General features: G+C 59.5%; 18 protein-coding genes. 8 read left to right on the plus strand and 10 right to left on the minus strand.

Going from position 1 to position 18887, the window contains the following annotated elements; genetic code table 11:
• Nucleotides 1–5: 5 nt before the first annotated feature.
• Entirely contained in the window at nt 6–797 is a 792-nt protein-coding gene (locus V8J84_RS11880; RefSeq protein WP_339931383.1) for an FAD binding domain-containing protein, read from the plus strand.
• Between the two features lie 86 nt (nt 798–883).
• Here the strand turns inward: V8J84_RS11880 and V8J84_RS11885 are convergent, their stop codons facing one another.
• Together V8J84_RS11885 and infC are read right to left on the minus strand one after the other, a co-directional pair.
• Entirely contained in the window at nt 884–2029 is a 1146-nt protein-coding gene (locus V8J84_RS11885; RefSeq protein WP_445285970.1) for a phytanoyl-CoA dioxygenase family protein, read from the minus strand.
• 152 nt (nt 2030–2181) lie between these two features.
• Nucleotides 2182–2787, minus strand: coding sequence for a translation initiation factor IF-3 (gene infC / locus V8J84_RS11890; RefSeq protein ID WP_339932048.1), 606 nt, complete (start codon nt 2785–2787; stop codon nt 2182–2184).
• A 145-nt stretch (nt 2788–2932) separates the two neighbouring features.
• Between infC and V8J84_RS11895 the strand changes: the two genes are divergently transcribed.
• Nucleotides 2933–4018 carry a hypothetical protein gene (locus V8J84_RS11895; RefSeq protein ID WP_339931385.1) on the plus strand — a complete coding sequence of 362 codons (1086 nt, stop codon included), beginning with the start codon at nt 2933–2935 and terminating at the stop codon, nt 4016–4018.
• Nucleotides 4019–4095: 77 nt separating this feature from the next.
• Here V8J84_RS11895 and V8J84_RS11900 read toward each other — a convergent pair whose 3' ends face one another.
• The 6 genes from V8J84_RS11900 to cysG form a co-directional block, all read right to left on the minus strand.
• Nucleotides 4096–4944: a ferredoxin--NADP reductase gene (locus V8J84_RS11900; RefSeq protein ID WP_339931387.1), complete on the minus strand. Its 849-nt coding sequence runs from the start codon at nt 4942–4944 to the stop codon at nt 4096–4098.
• 82 nt (nt 4945–5026) lie between these two features.
• Nucleotides 5027–5437: a DUF934 domain-containing protein gene (locus V8J84_RS11905; RefSeq protein ID WP_339931389.1), complete on the minus strand. Its 411-nt coding sequence runs from the start codon at nt 5435–5437 to the stop codon at nt 5027–5029.
• 61 nt (nt 5438–5498) lie between these two features.
• On the minus strand, nt 5499–6188 hold the full coding sequence (locus V8J84_RS11910; protein WP_339931391.1) for a phosphoadenylyl-sulfate reductase: 690 nt from the start codon (nt 6186–6188) through the stop codon (nt 5499–5501).
• On the minus strand, nt 6178–7848 hold the full coding sequence (locus V8J84_RS11915; protein WP_339931394.1) for a nitrite/sulfite reductase: 1671 nt from the start codon (nt 7846–7848) through the stop codon (nt 6178–6180). The genes V8J84_RS11910 and V8J84_RS11915 overlap by 11 nt, the downstream gene beginning before the upstream one ends.
• Nucleotides 7849–7852: 4 nt before the next feature.
• Nucleotides 7853–8152, minus strand: a complete 300-nt coding sequence (locus tag V8J84_RS11920) for a DUF2849 domain-containing protein (RefSeq protein ID WP_339931396.1) — start codon at nt 8150–8152, stop codon at nt 7853–7855.
• Nucleotides 8149–9546 (minus strand): siroheme synthase CysG, encoded by a 1398-nt coding sequence (gene cysG / locus V8J84_RS11925; protein WP_339931398.1) that lies wholly within the window; start codon nt 9544–9546, stop codon nt 8149–8151. The genes V8J84_RS11920 and cysG overlap by 4 nt, the downstream gene beginning before the upstream one ends.
• A 141-nt stretch (nt 9547–9687) precedes the next feature.
• Here cysG and V8J84_RS11930 point away from each other — a divergent pair, with 141 nt between their 5' ends.
• Entirely contained in the window at nt 9688–10149 is a 462-nt protein-coding gene (locus tag V8J84_RS11930; protein WP_339931400.1) for an Lrp/AsnC family transcriptional regulator, read from the plus strand.
• Between the two features lie 232 nt (nt 10150–10381).
• On the opposite strand, the gene V8J84_RS11935 is transcribed toward V8J84_RS11930, so the two are convergent.
• Nucleotides 10382–11545 (minus strand): cytochrome P450, encoded by a 1164-nt coding sequence (locus V8J84_RS11935; protein ID WP_339931402.1) that lies wholly within the window; start codon nt 11543–11545, stop codon nt 10382–10384.
• Nucleotides 11546–11605: 60 nt separating this feature from the next.
• On the opposite strand from V8J84_RS11935, the gene V8J84_RS11940 reads away from it, so the two are divergent.
• From V8J84_RS11940 to V8J84_RS11960, 5 genes are all read left to right on the plus strand, one after another.
• Complete coding sequence (locus tag V8J84_RS11940) at nt 11606–13342, plus strand: sensor histidine kinase (RefSeq protein WP_339931404.1); 1737 nt, start codon at nt 11606–11608, stop codon at nt 13340–13342.
• Entirely contained in the window at nt 13339–14565 is a 1227-nt protein-coding gene (locus V8J84_RS11945) for a sigma-54-dependent transcriptional regulator (protein ID WP_339931406.1), read from the plus strand. Before V8J84_RS11940 ends, V8J84_RS11945 begins: the two co-directional genes overlap by 4 nt.
• A gap of 229 nt (nt 14566–14794) precedes the next feature.
• On the plus strand, nt 14795–15817 hold the full coding sequence (locus tag V8J84_RS11950; RefSeq protein WP_339931408.1) for a DctP family TRAP transporter solute-binding subunit: 1023 nt from the start codon (nt 14795–14797) through the stop codon (nt 15815–15817).
• 76 nt (nt 15818–15893) lie between these two features.
• On the plus strand, nt 15894–16580 hold the full coding sequence (locus V8J84_RS11955) for a TRAP transporter small permease (RefSeq protein WP_339931410.1): 687 nt from the start codon (nt 15894–15896) through the stop codon (nt 16578–16580).
• A 5-nt stretch (nt 16581–16585) separates the two neighbouring features.
• The gene (locus V8J84_RS11960; RefSeq protein WP_339931412.1) at nt 16586–18001 is read left to right on the plus strand and encodes a TRAP transporter large permease; all 1416 of its coding nucleotides are present in this window, start codon (nt 16586–16588) and stop codon (nt 17999–18001) included.
• A gap of 126 nt (nt 18002–18127) precedes the next feature.
• Here the strand turns inward: V8J84_RS11960 and tpiA are convergent, their stop codons facing one another.
• Nucleotides 18128–18871 (minus strand): triose-phosphate isomerase, encoded by a 744-nt coding sequence (tpiA, locus tag V8J84_RS11965; protein WP_339931414.1) that lies wholly within the window; start codon nt 18869–18871, stop codon nt 18128–18130.
• Nucleotides 18872–18887: the final 16 nt, after the last annotated feature.

Below are 18887 nucleotides of genomic sequence, written 5' to 3' on the forward strand. Positions count from 1 at the left end.
CGACAATGTATGAATTTGAAATCAAGCGGCCAACGACGATTGCGGATGCGGTCAAGGCACTTTCGGAAGAAGACGCGCAGGCGCTGGCAGGGGGTCAAACGCTGATCCCGACGCTGAAGGCGCGTCTGGCGATGCCCTCTGCATTGGTCAGCCTGACAGACATTCCCGAGCTTAAGGGCGTCTGTCAGGCCGATGACGGTGCCGTGTGCATTGGGGCAGGGACCACCCATGCGGCGGTGAAGGCGGAATGCGCATCGCTGTATCCGGCACTGTCTGAACTGGCATCCCACGTGGGCTGTCCTGCGGTGCGCAATCGCGGCACAATCGGTGGCTCTGTCGCCAACAACGATCCATCGGCCTGCTATCCGGCAGCCGTGCTGGGGTCGGGGGCCACGGTCATCACCAACACGCGCGAAATCGCGGCTGATGACTTCTTTGACGGGATGTTCGCCACGGCACTGGACGAGGGTGAGATCATCACCGAACTGCGCTTTCCGGTGCCGGAAAAGGCGAATTACCAAAAGTTCGTGCAGCCTGCGTCCCGCTTTGCCTTGGTCGGCGTGTTTGTCGCCAAGTACGCCGATGGCGTGCGCGTTGCCGTCACTGGCGCGTCCGAGGATGGCGTCTATCGTTGGTCAGAAGCAGAGGAGGCGCTGTCGTCGAACTTTAGTGCTGACGCTTTGGGCGGACTTAGCGTGGAACCTGACGATATGATCGCTGATCTGCACGGATCCAAAGACTATCGCGCCCATCTGGTGAAAGTCATGACAGGGCGCGCGGTAAAAGCTGCGGGCTAAATCCGAGCGATACTTTTTGAGAGGCCCCGCATTCAAGCGGGGCCTTTTGCTTTGCCGGACCTTAGCTTGTGATCCACTGTCTACGGTCAGGCTGACTGCCGCTGTCTCAACGCCTCAAGTGATGCGCCAAACTGAACCGGCGTCCAGTCTTCGGCCAAAGCGCGGCGCATAATGTCGGCTTGGCTGGCGGGGGCCAGCCCACCAACTGGCGGATCGGTATCAAGGTTCGTGGGGAAGGAATACCCCTCTGCACAGGCCGCGACGGCTGCATCCTGCAAAGGCTGCGGCAAGGCCAGCTCTTTCAAAGCCGGGAAAAGCGCTTTGCACATTGCGCCACGGTCCACATTCTCCAACGCGCGGCCAAAGGCAGAGGACACCTGTAGAAGGTTCGCCATGCGGTCGATGTCGGTGGTGCGGTTTTCCCCAGCCGCGTGAAACAGGGCTGGATTGAAAAACAGCGCATCACCCTTGGAAAGGGGAAGCTGGATGAAATGATCCTCGAAATAGTCCCGAAAGGCTGGCAACCGATACGCCTGATAGCCCGCCCGATATTTCTGCGAGAACGGCAATAGCTTGGTCGGGCCGCTGTCCACCGGCATATCGCAATGGGCAACGGCCCCCTGAAGCGTCAGGAACGGTGACAGGTCGTGCACATGCGAGGGGTAGGCGGCTGACACGTCATTGGTCTGAAACCCCAGATGATAATCGCGATGGCAGGTCTGTGCAGAACCGCCGGGATAGACCAGATTGACCTGTGCCGTCATTTGATAGTTCGGCCCAAGCCACGCCTCGGACGCGGCCTGCAAGGCGATGTTACCGAAATAGGTCGCAAAAACCTTTGGATCGGCAAGGCACAGTTTTTGCAGGCTGTTCCAGACACGATCATTGGTGCCCTTTGAGAAATGATCCGCATTGCTGCCACCGGCTGCTTTTTCGCCTTGGATGGTATCGAGATAAATCTGCGTCGCCGCATCGATCGCGCTGTGATCGCTGTAGGCGCGGCGCAGAACGATCACACCCGCACCATCGCGCATCACCGCAGCCCATTCTGCAAGCAGGGTCTGGCGATCGGGTCCAGATAGGACATCGGTCAGTGCGGCAATGTCATAAACTGGGACGGCGCTTTGCACGTCAGCGGCATAGGGAGTGGGTGTTGGGTGCGATTGCTCGCACAGCGCGGCAAAGGCCGCGATATCGCAGGTGGTTTCATCGAAATATGCGGGACCGGTCATCGTCATCCTTTCGATCATCGCTCTTGCCTGAACAGGAAACGCCGACGACCTGCTGTGGTCAATCTTTCTTTGGATATTACCATCCAAACGCAAAAAAGGCGCCGCATACGGGCGCCTTTTCGTTCATCCTATCAGACGGCTGAGGCCGGTCGTTACTTCGACAGCGGCCCGATCAGCATGACCATTTGACGGCCTTCCATCTTGGGGAAGTTCTCGATCTTGCCGTGTTCTTTGGTGTCCTCGGCCACACGCTCAAGCAGTTGACGCCCCAGATCCTGGTGGGCCATCTCGCGACCACGATAACGCAGGGTGACTTTCACCTTGTCGCCGTTTTCCAGAAACTTGAAGACATTGCGCATCTTCACATCGTAGTCGTGATTGTCCGTATTCGGGCGGAACTTCACTTCCTTGATCTCGATGATCTTCTGCTTCTTGCGGGCCTCGGCCTCTTTCTTCTGGGTTTCGTATTTGAATTTCCCGAAGTCCATGATCTTGCAGACAGGCGGCGATGCGTTGGGCGAGATTTCGACCAGATCAAGTCCGGCATCTTCTGCCATGACCAATGCACGTTCGGGTGTCACCACCCCGACGTTTTCGCCTTCCGCCCCGATAAGACGGATTTCTGCGGCCCTGATACGTTCGTTGATCCGTGGGCCAGTGTCGCGCTGTGGTGGCGCGTTATGGGGTCTGCGTCCTATGGTACTTATCCTTTGATTGTTCAGCAGGTGTTCCGACAAGGTAAAGCTGCGACAGGCCACCTTCAACCCGCAAAACGGGGCAAAAAAGCGAAGTTATCGGCAATTTTCCCCACTTGTGGATACTTTTACTTCCTTGTGCGTTCTGACATATGACCTGTAAGGCCCGAATGGGGCCGCTGCCTGATCAATTGAAAGGATCATTCTGATGAGAGCGATATTAATTCTTGTCGTTGCCGCGATTCTCGGCTTCTTCGGCTACCAGTATGCCGCAAATGGCCGGACCCCGACCGAGGCGTTTGGTGTTCTGACCGGCGCGGCCGAAGAACTGGGCGCGGAAGCCGCTGACGCTGCAAGCGATGCCGCCGATGCCGTGGCTGACACCGTGTCCGAAGGTGCCGACGCAACCGAAGAGGCCGCAGAAGAAGCGGCTGCCGAAACAGCCGAATTGGTTGATGAAGCAGCACAGGCCGCTGACGATGCTGCATCCGACGCTGCTGCGGCCCTTAATGACGCGGACGAGCTGGAAGCGGACAACACCAACGAGAACGTCACAGACGTGACCGCTGAAGTTGATACACCCGTTGATGGTGAGCCTGCTGCCGAAACAGACGGCCCAACCGACGAAGAGCGCGCTGCTGCCGAAGCCGAAGCTGCTGCGAACGCGGCCGCCGAGCAGGCAGCTGCCGAAGAAGAAGCCGCTGAAGCTGCTGCTGCCGAAGCTGCTGCCGCAGAAGAAGCTGCCGCTGCTGAAGCCGCCGCCGCTGAAGAGGCTGCTGCTGCCGCTGCAGAAGAAGCTGCCGCCGCTGAAGCCGCTGCTGCAGAAGAAGCCGCCGCCGCTGCCGCTGAAGAAGCTGCTGCGGAACAAGCCGCTGCTGAAGCTGCTGCCGCAGAAGAAGCTGCTGCTGCCGAGGCTGCCGCTGCTGAAGAAGCCGCTGCTGCTGCCGAAGCCGACGCCGTGACTGAAGAGACAGCAGAAGCTGTTGCCGAGGAAACAACGCAGGCTGGTGAAGACGCAACATCCGAAGCTGCCGGCGCGGACGCTGATGCCGTGACTGACGAAACAGCAGAGGCGCTTGCCGAAAACATCACAGCTGCTGAAGAGGCGACATCGCCTGCCGATCTGCTGACGGCTGACGGCTTTGACGTTGATCAGGTGCTTGAGATGATCGACGGCTCTGACCTGTCGACTGTCCAGAAGACCGCACTTGCCGCAGCTGTGAATGCAGTCAAAGACGATCCGGCCTTGCTGGAAGCGACGCTGACACGTCTGCGCGAAGCGATGGGCCTCTAAGCCCTTTCAAATAGCGAAACAAAAAGGGCCGCGTCAGAAACGACGCGGCCCTTTTTCTTTGAATTCTGTGATACGGTCTAGCCAACAAAGGCCTTCTCGATCACAAACTCACCCGGTTCGGAATTCGCGCCTTCATTGAGGCCCGCCTTTTCCAGCAGCGTCTTGATATCAAGGTTGAAGGCCAGCGACCCGCAAACCATCGCACGGTCGGTGGCAGGGTTCAGAGGCGGCACGCCCAGATCGTCAAACAACTCGCCATTTTCGATCAGCGTCGTAATACGGCCCATCTTCAGGCTCTGCTCGCGGGTGGTCGTGGGATAGTACTTGATCTTGGCAAGGTTCTCTTCACCCAGCAGTTCGATCATCATCTCGTCCTGCTTGAGGTTCTCGATCAACTCACGGCCATAGGTCAACTCGTCCACATCACGGCAGGTGTGCGTCATGATGATCTCGTCGTAGTTTTCATATGTCTCCGGCTCGCGCAGCAAGCTGGCAAAGGGCGCAAAGCCCGTGCCGGTGGCAAAAAAGTAGAGCCGCTTGCCGGGCAGCAGCGCGTCATGCACCAGCGTGCCCACAGGCTTGGGCCGCAAGATAATCTCGTCACCCGGCTGGATGTGTTGCAGCTTGGACGTCAGCGGGCCGTCTGGCACCTTGATCGAATAGAACTCCAGCTCCTCGTCCCACGACGGTGACGCGATCGAATAGGCGCGCAGAAGTGGCTTTTGCTTGCCGGTCTCGGGGTGCGGATCGCCCATCAGGCCGATCATCACAAATTCACCCGACCGGAACCGCAGGCTGGCGGGGCGCGTCACGCGGAACGCGAACAGGCGGTCGGTATAGTGTTTTACGGATGTGACCGTCTGCGCGTCGGGCAGGGTGGGCACGGGCTTGGCATTGGCGTCAGTCACGGGGCGTTGCTCTGTCATAAGTCATATTGGCGACCCGCATACAGGGCCGCCCTCCGTTTAGTCATTGATCTGGATCAGGGAAAGGGTGCTTATCCGCGCATCATCCACGCAGGCGGCTTTGGTAGTCATGCGCCTGCCAGTTGGCACGCGCCAGCCACTGTGCCTCAGGTTGACGGCTGGCTAGATCGTCGCTGATCTCGACCTCGTCAAAACCCGACCGCCGCGCCATCGCGTATTGGTCCGCAATCACATGGCCCTTGGCCCGCAAACGCCCCTTGTAGCCCAAGCCGCGCAACCGCGTGGCCAGCGTAAAGCCGCGCCCGTCAGCAAAGCTGGGAAAATCAACGCGAATCATTGCCACGTTCAACAGTCCCGCAAGAGCAGCCGTATCGGTGTCGCTGGGCAGGTCCACGCCCTGCGGGCAATCGTTCGCTGGCTGTGTCTCAAGATCGCGGAACCCGCAGTCCCAGTCATCGGCGCCAAAGCCAGTATCGTTGACAATCACACTCATTGCGTCAGTCCTCCGGGCGCGGGGCCCATGCTCGCTTTTTTCAAAATACTCAAATCCGCGCTCACAAATGTATGCCACATTCGGTCTTTGCACTGCTTTCCCAGCGGCCCGCACGCGGATTGCTTACGTCGCTCACGCGGTTCGTGCAGGGCCAGCAACCGACAGAGGGGTAGCCCTTTGCCTCCAGTGGATGGCGCGGCAGATCATGCTCATTCATGTAGGCCGCAATCTCATCGCGCCCCCAACGGGCCAGCGGGTTCACCTTGATCCGGGCAGAGCCTACTTCCTTCTCGAACACGGGTAGGTCGGTGCGCTGCCCGCCGTGATATTGCTTGCGCCCTGTGACCCACGACCCGAAGCCCGCGAGGGCCTTTTGCAGCGGCTCGGTCTTGCGCAGGGTGCAACACGCATCAACATCCGCCTGATGCAAAAGCCCTTCGCTGTCGCGGATGAGGAGGCCGGCACGGTCGGGCCGGACGACGCGCACATCTGTCAGACCAAGCGTTTGCGCAACCTCGTGCTGATACGCGAGCGTTTCGGCAAACAGCATTTCGGTGTCCAGAAAGATCACCGGTACGGATGCGTCGATTTGGGCGGCCATATGCAGCAGAACGACGCTTTCCGCGCCAAACGAACTGACCAGCGCCGTGTCACCCAGCCGCACATCCTCAATCGCGTGGCGCAGAATGGTCTGCGCGTCACTTTTACGGTGCAACAGGTTCCGGCGGTCTGCGATTTCCTTAAGCGGCATTTTGAGCAGCCTTTTCTGGATAAAGGATGGCTTTGAAGGGTGCGGCACCCAGACGGCGGTAGGCTTGCAGGAATGTCTCGTCCGCATCCACGCGCAGGTCGAGATAGCCCAGCACAAGCCGCTCGATCGCGGGCACAATATCGTCGGGGCCAAAGCCGGGACCGGCGCGTTCGCCAATCGTCGCGTCCTCGGATCCGTCACCGCCCAGCGTGATCTGGTAGTTTTCCACGCCCGCACGGTCGAGGCCAAGGATACCGATGTGACCAACATGGTGGTGCCCGCAGGCGTTGATGCAGCCCGAGATTTTGATCTTCAGCGGACCCACGTCATGCTCCAGCTTCAACTCGTCGAACCGCGTGGCGATCTCTTGCGCCACAGGGATGGAACGCGCCGTCGCCAGCGCGCAATAATCCATGCCGGGGCAGGCGATGATATCGCTCACCAGCCCGATGTTCGCCGTTGCCAGATCGGCCTCGCGCAAGGCGGCATAGACAGCAGGGAGATCGGCTTTGTGGACGTGAGGCAGAATGACATTCTGCTCGTGGCTGATCCGCAATTCGTTGTGGCCGAAGGTCTCGGCAATATCTGCCAGTGCGCGCATCTGGTCGGACGACGCATCGCCCGGCGTGGCACCATGCTTCTTGATGCTGACACTCACGATGGCATAACCGTCCGCTTTGTGCGCTGTCAGGTTCGTGTCGGTCCAAGAGCGGAAGGCGGGGTTTGCCAGACGTGCGGCCTCATAGCCGTCCGTGCTGGCGGTCTTGAAAGCGGGCGGGGCGAAATGTGCTTCGATCTTGGTCAGCAGTTCCTGATCAAAGCCGCCAAATGTCGGCTTGATCTCGGCAAAGCGTGCCTCGACCAGCTCCTGAATTTTCTCCAGACCGTTCTCGTGGACCGTGATCTTGATCCGCGCTTTGTATTTATTATCGCGGCGACCCAGCAGGTTATAGACGCTGACAATCGCCTCGCAGTAGGGCAGCAGGTCAGAAACGGGCAGGAAGTCGCGGATCACTTTGCCGACCATCGGTGTGCGGCCAAGGCCACCGCCGACGATCACCTCAAAACCAGCCTCGCCAGCCGCGTTGCGCACCATGCGCAGGCCGATGTCATGCGCCTTGGTCACAGCGCGGTCATTGGGCGAGCCTGTCACTGCAATCTTGAACTTGCGCGGCAGGAACTGGAATTCGGGGTGATCGGTGGACCACTGGCGCAGCAGCTCGGCCACGGGGCGGGGGTCCGCGATCTCATCCGCGGCGGCACCGGCGAAGTGATCGGCGGTCACGTTGCGGATTGTGTTACCGGATGTCTGGATCGCGTGCATGCCGACTTCACCCAGCGCATCGAGCATGTCAGGCACATCGGGCAACTTGGGCCAGTTGTACTGGATGTTCTGACGCGTGGTGAAGTGGCCATAGCCTTTGTCCCACTTGTCCGCGACCTCGGCCAGCTTGCGCATTTGCGGCGCGTTCAGCGTGCCATAGGGAATGGCCACGCGCAGCATGTAGGCGTGCAGTTGCAGGTAAAGCCCGTTCATCAGGCGCAGCGGCTTGAATTCGTCCTCGGTCAGTGATCCGTCGACGCGGCGTTCAACCTGCGCGCGGAATTGGGCGTTACGTTCGGCAATAAAGGCGGTGTCAAAGTCGTTGTAGCGATACATGGGATTATGCCTCTGCCTGTTTGCCGTGGTTGTAGTTGGACGGGCCGCGTGTGCGGAACGTTTCGCGGAAGTGTGTTGGCTGCGGGCCGTCCGCGGTCTGTGTGACGTCCGCCAGATACGCCCCTGCGATGCGGTCCTGCTGTGCTTGTGCCTGCAGCAAACGCAGGTCGGCATCAGCTTCGTCGGTCAGTACCTCGGCCTGCGCGATGTCGCCTGTCCATGTGCTGTCTTGCGTGAACCAGACGGCGTCGCCTTCCAGAAGTGCGTTGGCGGTGATGACTTTGGGTGTGAAAGCGCGGCTCATTGGGCGGCCTCCTTGAGTAGCAATGTATTGGCAGCGGCCAGAGCGTGACGCGGGGCGAGGCCGTAGAATGTGATGGCGGGACCGGAGAGGTTCGCATTGGTCAACGTTGGTTCCAGTTGCGACAGGGTGGTCGCAAGGATGCGCTGATCGGTGCGGCTTGCGTTCTCGATCACGGTGACGGGCGTGTCAGGGTTGGCACCGTGCATCAGCAGGCGGCCCTGAATGAAACGCGCGGATTTCTTACCCATGTAGATCGCGGCAACTTCACCAGCGGCGGCCAGCGCACGCCAGTCGTGATCGGCAAAGCCTTTGGTGTCGTGGCCGGTCAGGAACCGAATCGCGGAGTTGCGACCCCGTTTGGTCAGCGACTGCCCGATGCCCGCCACGGCGGCAGAGGCAGCTGTGATGCCCGGCACGATACGGTAGGAGATGCCAGCGGCTTCAATCGCCTCGATTTCTTCGTCCAAGCGTCCAAAGACGGTTGGATCGCCCGCTTTCAGGCGCACAACATGCAAGCCCTTCGCGGCGTGTTCCACAATCAGCGCGTCGATATCGCCCTGCGCCATGGATGCGCCGAAGCCTTCTTTGCCAGCGTCGATAATCGTCGCTTCGCGACGCGCCAGTTCGAGGATTTCGGGCGTGACAAGGCGGTCGTGGATGACCACATCTGCTTTATCCAAGGCGTTGCGCGCTTTGAGCGTCAGCAATTCGGGATCACCGGGGCCAGCGCCGACCAGATCGACGTGACCAGCCTTGTCGGTGGTCATGATGTGTTCGTCCAGCAGTGTTTCCAGCGCGGGGATCACAGCGTCTTGGCCTGCTTCGATCGCTTTGGGACCACGGTTGAAATAGAACGCGGACCAGAAGTCGCGGCGTTTCGCGCCCATGGGCAACACGTCAACCGCGTGGCGGAACGTCTTGCCGATCCGTGCAAGCACGCCAAGGGACGCGGGCAGGGCGGCTTCGACATCGGCCTTGATCTTGCGGGCCAGCACGGGGGCTGCCCCTTCCGTGCCGATGGCCACGACCACGGGATCGCGGTCCACGATGGCGGGGGTGATGAACTGGCTGTCGTGCAGGTTGTCGACGATATTGACCAACGCGCCTTCTGCATTGGCGATGGCGGCTGTGCGGGCGTCCTCTTCCGCGTCCTCGTTGGCGGCGTAGAACAGGGCCGCACAGATCGCATCGCCGCGATCCATCGCGCGGGGGGTGAGGGTCAGCTTGCCCTCGGCAGCCCAGCGGTGGATTTCGGGGGCAGCGTCAACAGCGACCACATTGATGTGGCCTTCGGTCTTCATCAGAAGGCGTAGTTTGGCCAAAGCGGCATCACCCCCACCGGACACAACGATCCGGCGACCGGCGATGGCAAGGAAGATCGGAAAATGTTGCATGGTCGCTTACCTGCTGTCTTGTTCACCACTCAAGATAGAATAATGTTCTGGAAAATGCAGCCTATGCGCCGTAGTTAGGGACGTGTGTCCCGTGATCGGCTCAAATAGGGCCATGTGTTTGCGAAATGAGGAAAATCAGGAATGTCAGTACGGATCGACGAAACAGACCGGAAAATCCTTTCGGAGATGCAACGCGATGCGGCGCAATCGCTTGATGAAATTGCCAAAAATGTAGGCAGTTCGAAGACGCCTGTGTGGAATCGCATCCGCAAGATGAAGGATGCGGGGATCATCGGGCAGCAGACCGTGATGCTGGATGCGGAGGCGTTGGGGTTCGAGGCCTGCTTCTTTGTGTTAATCCGTACATCAGAGCATGAAGCGGACTGGCAGCAGCGGTTTTTGGCGGCCCTGAAGGCACGGCCTGAAGTGCAAGAGGCGCATCGGCTGGCGGGTGATATCGATTATATTTTGAAGGTGCGGGTCGCCAATGCGCGGGCCTACGACGCGTTCTATCAGGCGCTCATCTCAGAAGTGCGGGTGCATAATGTGACAGCGCTTTTGTCGATGGAAGAGATCAAATCGAGCGTTGCCCTGCCATTGTGATGGTCTGATCCAAAGGAGTGCTTCCGCACATTCTCAATATTGAAATAGGCATGGTGTCGCATCGTGGAGAGTGCGGCTTTGGTTGGGAGGAATGGGATTTCTGCTGGGAGGCGGTTTACGGGCAGGTCTGCCGTAAACCAGCCACTGCGATCCTGTTGTGGCGATTCCCCAAAGCCTCAAGGCAAACCACGCCAAGGCGTGGCGCGTGCCGCGGCCTTGACCCTTTGTGGAATCATCGTGTGACGGTGAGGGACTGTAAGCCGTGAAAATGAAAGACGTCGGCGTAGGCGGGGGGTGCGGCCAGTTTTAACTCGGGGCAGCGCTTAAACAGCACGTCGAGGGCGATCTTGACTTCGAGCCGCGCCAAAGGGGCACCGACGCAGAAGTGGATGCCGCCGCCAAAGCTGGTGTTTTGTTTGATCGGGCGTGTGGGATCGAATGTGTTCGGATTTCCGTAAGCGGCCTGATCGCGGTTTGCGGCACCTAGCAGACAGCCGATCTGGTCGCCGCGTTTCAGCGCCACACCGCCGATTTCGACGTCTTCGTAGACCCAGCGTGTGAACATATGCAGCGGTGGATCAAAGCGGAAAATCTCTTCGATTCCCTGATCGGAAAAATCGCGATGGCCTGTTTCCAGCAGGGTTTTCACGCCGTTCCCCAGTGTATGCACCGTCGCCTCATGGCCCGCGTTCAGCAACAGGATGCAGGTTGTAATTAGCTCGTCGGTGGTAAGCTTTTCGCCATCTTCCTCTGCGGCAATCAGGGTTGATATTAGATCATCACGGGGGGCTTTGCGCTTTTCAGCAATGTAATCTTGCAAAAACGCGGTGAATTCGCGGCATGCGACCACCGCTGCCGCCTCGATCTGGGGTGTGCGGCTGGCCTGATACATCGCGACCATTGCATTTGACCAGCGCAGCAGATTATCGCTGCTGTCTTCGGGAACGCCAAGCAGGCGGGCGATGATCCGCACGGGCACGGGCTGTGCATAGTGTGTCAGCAGATCAAAGGGTTCGGCCGGAAATGCGTCGATGAGGGTGTGACACAGCGCTGTGATTTCCGGGGCCAGTTCTGCAATCCGTCTGCTGGTGAAAGCGCGCAGGACCAGACCGCGCAGGCGGGTATGGCGGGGCGGTTCAAGTTCCAGCATGGAGTGTGCTTCGATGGCATAGAAAGGCTCCAATCCTTTTGGGACGGGCGGGGCGCATTCGGGCGGGGCTTCGCGGCCCATGCGCCTGTCTTTGAGTGCAGCACGCACGGCATCATAGGATACAGCACAGACCATATCATAGTCGGACCACCAGAAAACCTCGGCCTGCGCGCGGGCGCGGTCGTAAAACGGATAGGGGTTCTGGACGAAGGCGGGATCAGTAGGGGATTGTGAAAGGCGTAGCATAGCCGCGTTTGTGACGCTGGACGCTGGCCAAGGCAAGGCGGGCTGCGCTATGCGGGGGACATGACACAGCAGATTTTGCGCAACGGAACAATCGGAGCGGCCTGTCTGACCGTTATCGGTTGCTTTGCCGGTGTGGTCTGGTGGGTGGGATACGGCGCGGCACTTGATGGCTTGGAACGGCGGGGCCGGTCAGATCTTGCGCTGGCCGCTGATAGTCTGACCAGCGAGTTGGAGCAGTATCGCGCATTGGCTGTTCTGACAGCGGATCATCCGGTCGTTCTTCCGGCGCTTGAACGCGGTGTGCCAGATGCGGAGGTGCAAACCCTGCTGCGGCGGGTCGCGGACAAGTCGGGCGCGTATGATATCATTCTGGCCGCGCGGGACGGGACGATCCTTGCGGCGAGTTATCCCGATGCACTGCCTGATCTCGCGGTGGCCGAGTATTTCCAGCGTGCGCTTGACGGTGCGATGGGGGCTGATCACGTCTTCAGCGGCATCTATGGGCGGCGGGCCTTTCAGTTTGCCGCTCCGGTGTTTTCGGATGCGGGCCCGGTTGCGGGTGCGCTAATTGTGGTGGCTGATATCGAGGCGTTAGAGGCGTCTTGGCGCGGGGACCGCCCTGCGGTGTTTTTCACCGATACGGACGGCGTGATTTTTGTCTCTAATAGGTCAGAGCTAGTCTTTCGGCAAAGGACTGGTGGCGAACGGCCATTTGTTGATCACACGGCCCGCGACGTGCGCGGGCATGATCTATGGCGCGTCGATGGCGGGCGCTATCTGCCCGAACGGGCGCTGCATCTGACGCTTGATCTGCCGGTGATCGAGATGACGGGTGAAATTTTGCTCGACGTTGCGCCTGCGCGGCGCATGGCCCTGTTGCAGGTTGCTGTAGCAGCCGCGCTATGTCTGGCTTTTGTGGCGCTGCTATTGTCAGCCACCGCGCGGCGCCGTGCGCTCACGCAAGCCAACGCGGCCTTGGAAAAACGTGTGGCGCAGCGCACAGCGGCGCTGGAACAGGTGAACGCCGATTTGCAGCACGAGGTCACGGAACGGACAGCGGCAGAAGAGCAGCTCAAGCAATTGCAGGCCGATCTGGTGCAGGCGGGCAAGCTTAGCGCGCTTGGTCATATGTCAGCCGGTATCAGCCACGAATTGAACCAACCGCTCATGGCAATCCAGTCATATGCCGAAAACGCGCAGGGGTTCTTACAGCGGGACAGGGCGGATGTAGCCGGTGAAAACCTTGGCCGGATCTCGCAACTTGCCCGCCGCATGGCGCGGATCATCCAGAATCTGCGTGCCTTTGCACGGCACGAAAGCGCCCCGATCCGCAATGTCGAAGTGATTTCCATCATCGACGGCGCGGTTGAGACCGTCGCCCCCAAGGCTGAACAGACCCGTACCCGTATCATTTGGGAGCCGCCCGCCGACCCGTTGCATGTTATCGCGGGCGAGGTGCGGCTGGGGCAGGTGGTGGTTAATCTTCTGTCAAACGCGATGGACGCGATGGAGGGTCTGACCACGCGGCAGGTCACCGTGCGGGTAGACCGGACGGCGGAACAAGCCATGATCGTTGTCACGGATACAGGGCCCGGCATTACCGAGCCCGAGAAGATTTTCGATCCATTTTATTCGACCAAGCAGGTCGGGGATGGCATGGGGCTTGGCCTGTCGATTTCTTATGGATTGGTGCAAAGTTTCGGGGGCATGATCCGCGGCCAGAACTGCGCAGGCGGTGGCGCTGAATTTACAGTCACGCTTGAGAGGGCGGATGCGATGCAAGGGCAGGTGGCATGACAAAGACGGTCCTTTTGGTCGAGGATGAGCCTGAAATTCGCGCGGCCCTTGAGCAAACGCTGATGTTGGCAGACCTGACACCGCGGCTTGCGGGATCGTTTGTCGCTGCAAAGGATCAGATCAGGCGGGACTTTGACGGCGTTGTCGTCACCGATGTGCGGATGCCCGGGCGTGACGGCTTTTTTCTGCTAGATCACGTTCGGCAGATTGATCCCGAATTGCCGGTGATCTTGCTGACGGGCGAGGCGGATGTGCCAATGGCAGTTCGCGCCATGGCGGCAGGCGCGTTTGATTTTCTGGAAAAACCATGCGCGCCAAAGGATTTCCTGTCGGTCATTGAACGGGCATTAGCGGCCCGCGCACAGGTGCTTGATAATCGCCGCCGCAAAATCGCGCTTGATAGCGGGGATGCCGCAGAGCGGATGATCTTTGGACAATCGGCCAAATCCACGGCGCTGCGCGACAAGGTGCGCAGTGTGGCGCGTGTCGGCGGAGAGGTGCTTCTGACAGGCGATCAGGGCTCTGGCACGTCCAAGATTGCCGAAGTGATCCATTTGTTGTCAGCGGCAGCCCCGCATCCGTTCGTGAAGCGCGCTGGCGCATCATTGGGCAGCGCCGCTGTGGCCGAGGCGCTGGACGCTGCTGCAAACGGCACGCTTTACATCGACGAAGTGTCGGCCATGCCCGCCGAAGGGCAGTTCGCGCTGTTGGAACGTCTTGAAACGGGTGGCGGGGCGCGTGTGATTGCGGCGACGACCCGCCCGATCGAGGATGCCGTGCAGAACGGCGCGTTTCACGGCGACTTGTTCTATCGGCTTGATCTGTTGCGCGTCCGTATCCCTGCCTTGCGAGAGCGGCCGGAGGATATACCGGTTCTGTTTCGTGACTATGTGGCGCAGGCCTGCGAGCAGGCCAATTTGCCAATGCCCGATATTACGCCTGATGTGACTGCACGGCTAATGGCGCAAGACTGGCCGGGCAATGCGCGTGCGCTGATGAACACCGCCATGCGCTTTGTGATGGGATTGCATCAGGGCGATGATCCGGCAGGGCTGGGGCTTGCCGAGCAGATGGCGCAGATGGAACGCGCGTTGCTTGTGGGCGCGATGCAGCGGCACAACGGGCGCGTGACTGACATCGTGGTCGACCTCAAGCTGCCGCGCAAAACCTTCTATGACAAGTTGGCCAAACACGGCTTGCGGGCCGAGGATTATCGCGCCTGACCGATGTGCGGATTTCCGCACAGTTAGCGGCAACGGCTGTGCGTTTATCCGCGCAACCTGAAGTGATCGGTTCATTCTTCGCAACAGGAACGCCGCCTAAGCTACTTTAATAATTGCAAAAGTAGTAACTTCCAGCGGGTCGAAATATTGCAGCTTTGGAGGATCACGCCGCCGTGTTTAACTTTGCCCAGCTCATCAAGAGCGCGAACTATGTCTCAGGGAGGGACCTATGAAATTCTTGAAAGCCTCAGCGCTTGCCGCTGCCGCATCAATCGCTGCTACATCCGCATTCGCAGATGGCCACTCCGGCCCGGGCGGCTGTGACGAAGGCGAAATCGTTGTCAAATTCAGCCACGTCACAAACACCGACCGTCACCCCAAAGGCATCGCAGCAACCCTGCTGGCCGAGCGTGTGAACGCCGAGATGGACGGCACAATGTGCATGGAAGTTTTCCCGAACTCCACGCTTTATACAGACGAGCAGGTTCTGGAAGCCATGTTGCGCGGTGACGTTCAGATGGCGGCACCGTCACTGTCACTGTTTGAGTCGATCACCAAAGCCTACCGCTTGTTCGACCTGCCGTTCATGTTCACCAACATCGAAGCGGTTGACGCATTCCAAGCCTCTGAAACCGGTCAGAATATGCTCGACGCCATGCAGCGCCGCGGCGTTCAGGGTCTGGCCTACTGGCACAACGGCATGAAGCAAATCTCGGCCAACGTGCCGCTGATGGATCCAACGGACGCCAACGGTCTGAAGTTCCGCGTACAGCCATCCGAAGTGCTTGTCGCACAGATGGAAGCACTGGGTGCCTCGCCACAGCCAATGGCCTTCTCCGAAGTTTACGGCGCGCTGCAAACCGGCGTTGTGGACGGGCAAGAGAACACTTGGTCCAACATCTATGGCCAGAAGTTCTTTGAAGTGCAGGACGGTATCACCGAATCCAACCACGGCATCATCGACTATATGGTCGTGTCCTCTGTGGACTTCCTTGACAGCCTTGACGCCGACGTGCGTGACCAGCTGCTCAGCATCGTGGCCGAAGTGACCGAGACACGGAACACTGAATCCACACGCGTGAACGCAGAGGCCCGTCAGGCGATCATCGATGCAGGCGGCGAAGTGCGCCAGCTGACACCCGAACAGCGTGCGGCATGGGTCGAAACCATGAAGCCCGTCTGGGAACAGTTCGCTGATGAAGTTGGTCAGGAAAACATCGACGCGGCACAGGCCATCAACGAAAGCCTGTAAGCGATTGATCTGACATCGCTTTGGCCCGGCCCACACGGTCGGGCCAAAGTCACATATACCTGTTGGGGAGGGTGCCATGAGTGCCGGGTATAAGTACGAACCGCAAACGGGATTTGCGCGCTTCGTCCACAGTTTCGAGGAAAACGCGATCGCGACCGCACTTGGTCTGATGACCTTGCTGACGTTTGTGAACGTCGTGCTGCGTTATGCCTTCAATTCAAGCATTATCTGGTCGCTAGAGGTCGTGTTGGTGCTGTTCGCGTGGCTGGTGTTGTTTGGCATTGCCTACGGGTTCAAGATCACAGCGCACCTTGGGGTCGACGCCTTGGTCAACGTGCTGCCCTCGCGCGGCAAACGGATCATGGCGGTTGCCGCCGGTATCCTGACGCTGTTTTACGCAATGTTGCTGTTCAAAGGGGCGTGGGACTACTGGGCGCCGTTCGCCGAACTACCGCCCACCACCGGCCGTTGGTTCCCCACAGGGTTGAACTGGGACGCGCGGGGCACGTCGTATTTCGAAACGGACCAAATCCCCATGCTGGAATGGCTGCGCTGGCTGGAAGGCGCGATCAACTACGATGAACGCTACGCCAAGCTGCCGCGTGTTGTGCCTTATGTGATCCTGCCAATTGCGACCGCGCTGATATTTCTGCGCGTCATTCAAGCGTTCATTCGCATCCTGCGTGGCACGCAGGACAGCCTGATCGTATCCCACGAAGCTGAAGAGGCGGTCGAAGAAGCTGCCGCTTTGAATAAGGGTTAGACGCAATGGACGTTATCCTTCTTTTCACGATGATCATCGGCATGTTGCTGATCGGTGTGCCGATTGCGGTGTCGCTAGGCCTGTCGTCGATCATCTTTCTGCTCGCGTTCTCTGACACATCGCTTGGGTCTGTCGCACAGTCGCTTTATCAGGCGATGGCGGGGCACTACACGCTGCTGGCGATCCCGTTCTTTGTGCTGGCGTCGTCATTCATGTCGACGGGTGGTGTGGCGAAACGTATCATCCGGTTTGCGATTGCCTGCGTGGGCCACCTTCAAGGCGGTCTGGCGATTGCGGGCGTGTTTGCCTGTATGATGTTTGCGGCCTTGTCAGGGTCATCGCCTGCGACGGTTGTCGCCATCGGTTCTATCGTGATCGCGGCAATGACGCAGGTGGGCTACACCAAGGAATTCGCGGCCGGTGTGATCTGTAACGCAGGCACGCTGGGCATTCTGATCCCGCCATCTATCGTGATGGTGGTTTATGCCTCTGCCACGGACGTGTCGGTGGGGCGGATGTTCCTGGCTGGTGTGATCCCCGGCATCATGGCCGGTGGCATGCTGATGATCGCGATCTACGTCATCGCGCGGATCAAAAACATGCCCAAGGGCGAATGGCTGGGCTGGGGCGAGATCGGCGCCAGCTTCCGTGATGCGCTTTGGGGGCTTTTGCTGATCGTGATCATCATGGGCGGTATCTATGGCCACCCGTGGATCGGCTCCGCAGGGCTTTACTGGAAGGGCGGGGCGTTCACGCCGACAGAAGCTGCAGCTGTGGCGGCGGTTTATGCCTATATCGTTGCGACCTTCATCTACCGCGACATGGGGCCGCTTTATAACGGCGAGGGGAACCGCCCGACATCGCTGCTGCGCAAGCCTTGGGCTCTGGTGACAGGCCTGATCCATGCGGACACGCGGCGCACGCTGTTTGAAGGCGGGAAGCTGACGATCACGCTGATGTTCATCATCGCCAATGCGCTTATCCTCAAACACGTGCTGACCGACGAGCAGATCCCGCAGCATATCGCCGAGGCGATGCTGGCGGCGGGCCTTGGCCCTGTGATGTTCCTTGTGGTGGTCAATATCATCCTGCTGATCGGTGGCCAGTTTATGGAGCCGTCAGGCCTGATCGTGATCGTGGCGCCACTGGTGTTCCCCATCGCCATCGAGCTTGGCATTGATCCCATTCACCTTGGCATCATCATGGTGGTGAACATGGAGATCGGGATGATCACGCCGCCTGTGGGCCTGAACCTGTTCGTCACATCAGGCGTTGCAGGCATGCCGATGATGAGCGTTGTGAAAGCGGCGCTGCCGTTCCTGGCCGTGCTCTTCGTGTTCCTGATCATGATCACCTATATTCCGGCGATCTCTACCTTCCTGCCCACGACCTTTATGGGGCCGGAGATTATCGTGAACTAGCCTGATCCAAAGGGGCGCTTCCGCGCGTTTTTGATATTGAAATAAGAGGGGCGCCGCATCGTTTTGATGTGGCGCCTTTTCATTGTGTCGGAGCCTCCGGCGGGAGTATTTTGGGCAAAATGATACTCAGGCTGATTCAAGCGCCGCGATGATGGGAGAAAAGTCATCGGCTTTGAGGCTGGCACCGCCCACAAGCGCGCCATCGACGTCCGGAACGGCGAAAATCTCGGTGGCGTTGGAGCCTTTGACGGAGCCTCCGTAAAGGATGCGGACGTCTGCGCCGTCTGGAAAACGCGCGGTGAGGCGCTGGCGGATGTGGGCGTGGACCTCTGCGATCTGGTCCAGCGTCGGGACCTTGCCTGTCCCGATGGCCCAGACGGGTTCGTAGGCGATGACTGTGTTCTGGGCTGTGGCGGTGTCGGGAACAGAGCCTGCAAGCTGTGTGTCGATCACGTCAAGTGTCGTGTGGCTGTCACGCTCTGCCAGTGTCTCACCGATGCAGATCACCGCAATCAGGTTCGCGTCATAGGCCGCTTGCGATTTGTCAGCGATTTGTGCGTCTGTCTCATTGTGATCCGTCCGCCGTTCGGAGTGACCGGTGATCACTGCCGTGGCCCCGGAATCTGCTAGCATCTGGGCGCTGGTGTCACCGGTGTGGGCACCGTTGGTGTTGCCGTGACAGTCCTGCCCGCCGATCATCAGAGGGTGACCCGCGGCGATGGCAGCGGCGCGGTCAATCAGGGTGGCAGGCGGACAGATCAGCAGGTCAACGGACGGGTCAGGATGCGCGGCGGTCAGCGCTGTGATTTCGGACAGGCCTGCGCCAAGACCGTTCATTTTCCAGTTTCCGGCGGCAAGTTTACGGCGCATGGGCAGGTGTCCTTTG

Source organism: Yoonia sp. 208BN28-4 (assembly GCF_037543925.1).
In the GTDB taxonomy this organism is placed as follows: domain Bacteria; phylum Pseudomonadota; class Alphaproteobacteria; order Rhodobacterales; family Rhodobacteraceae; genus Yoonia.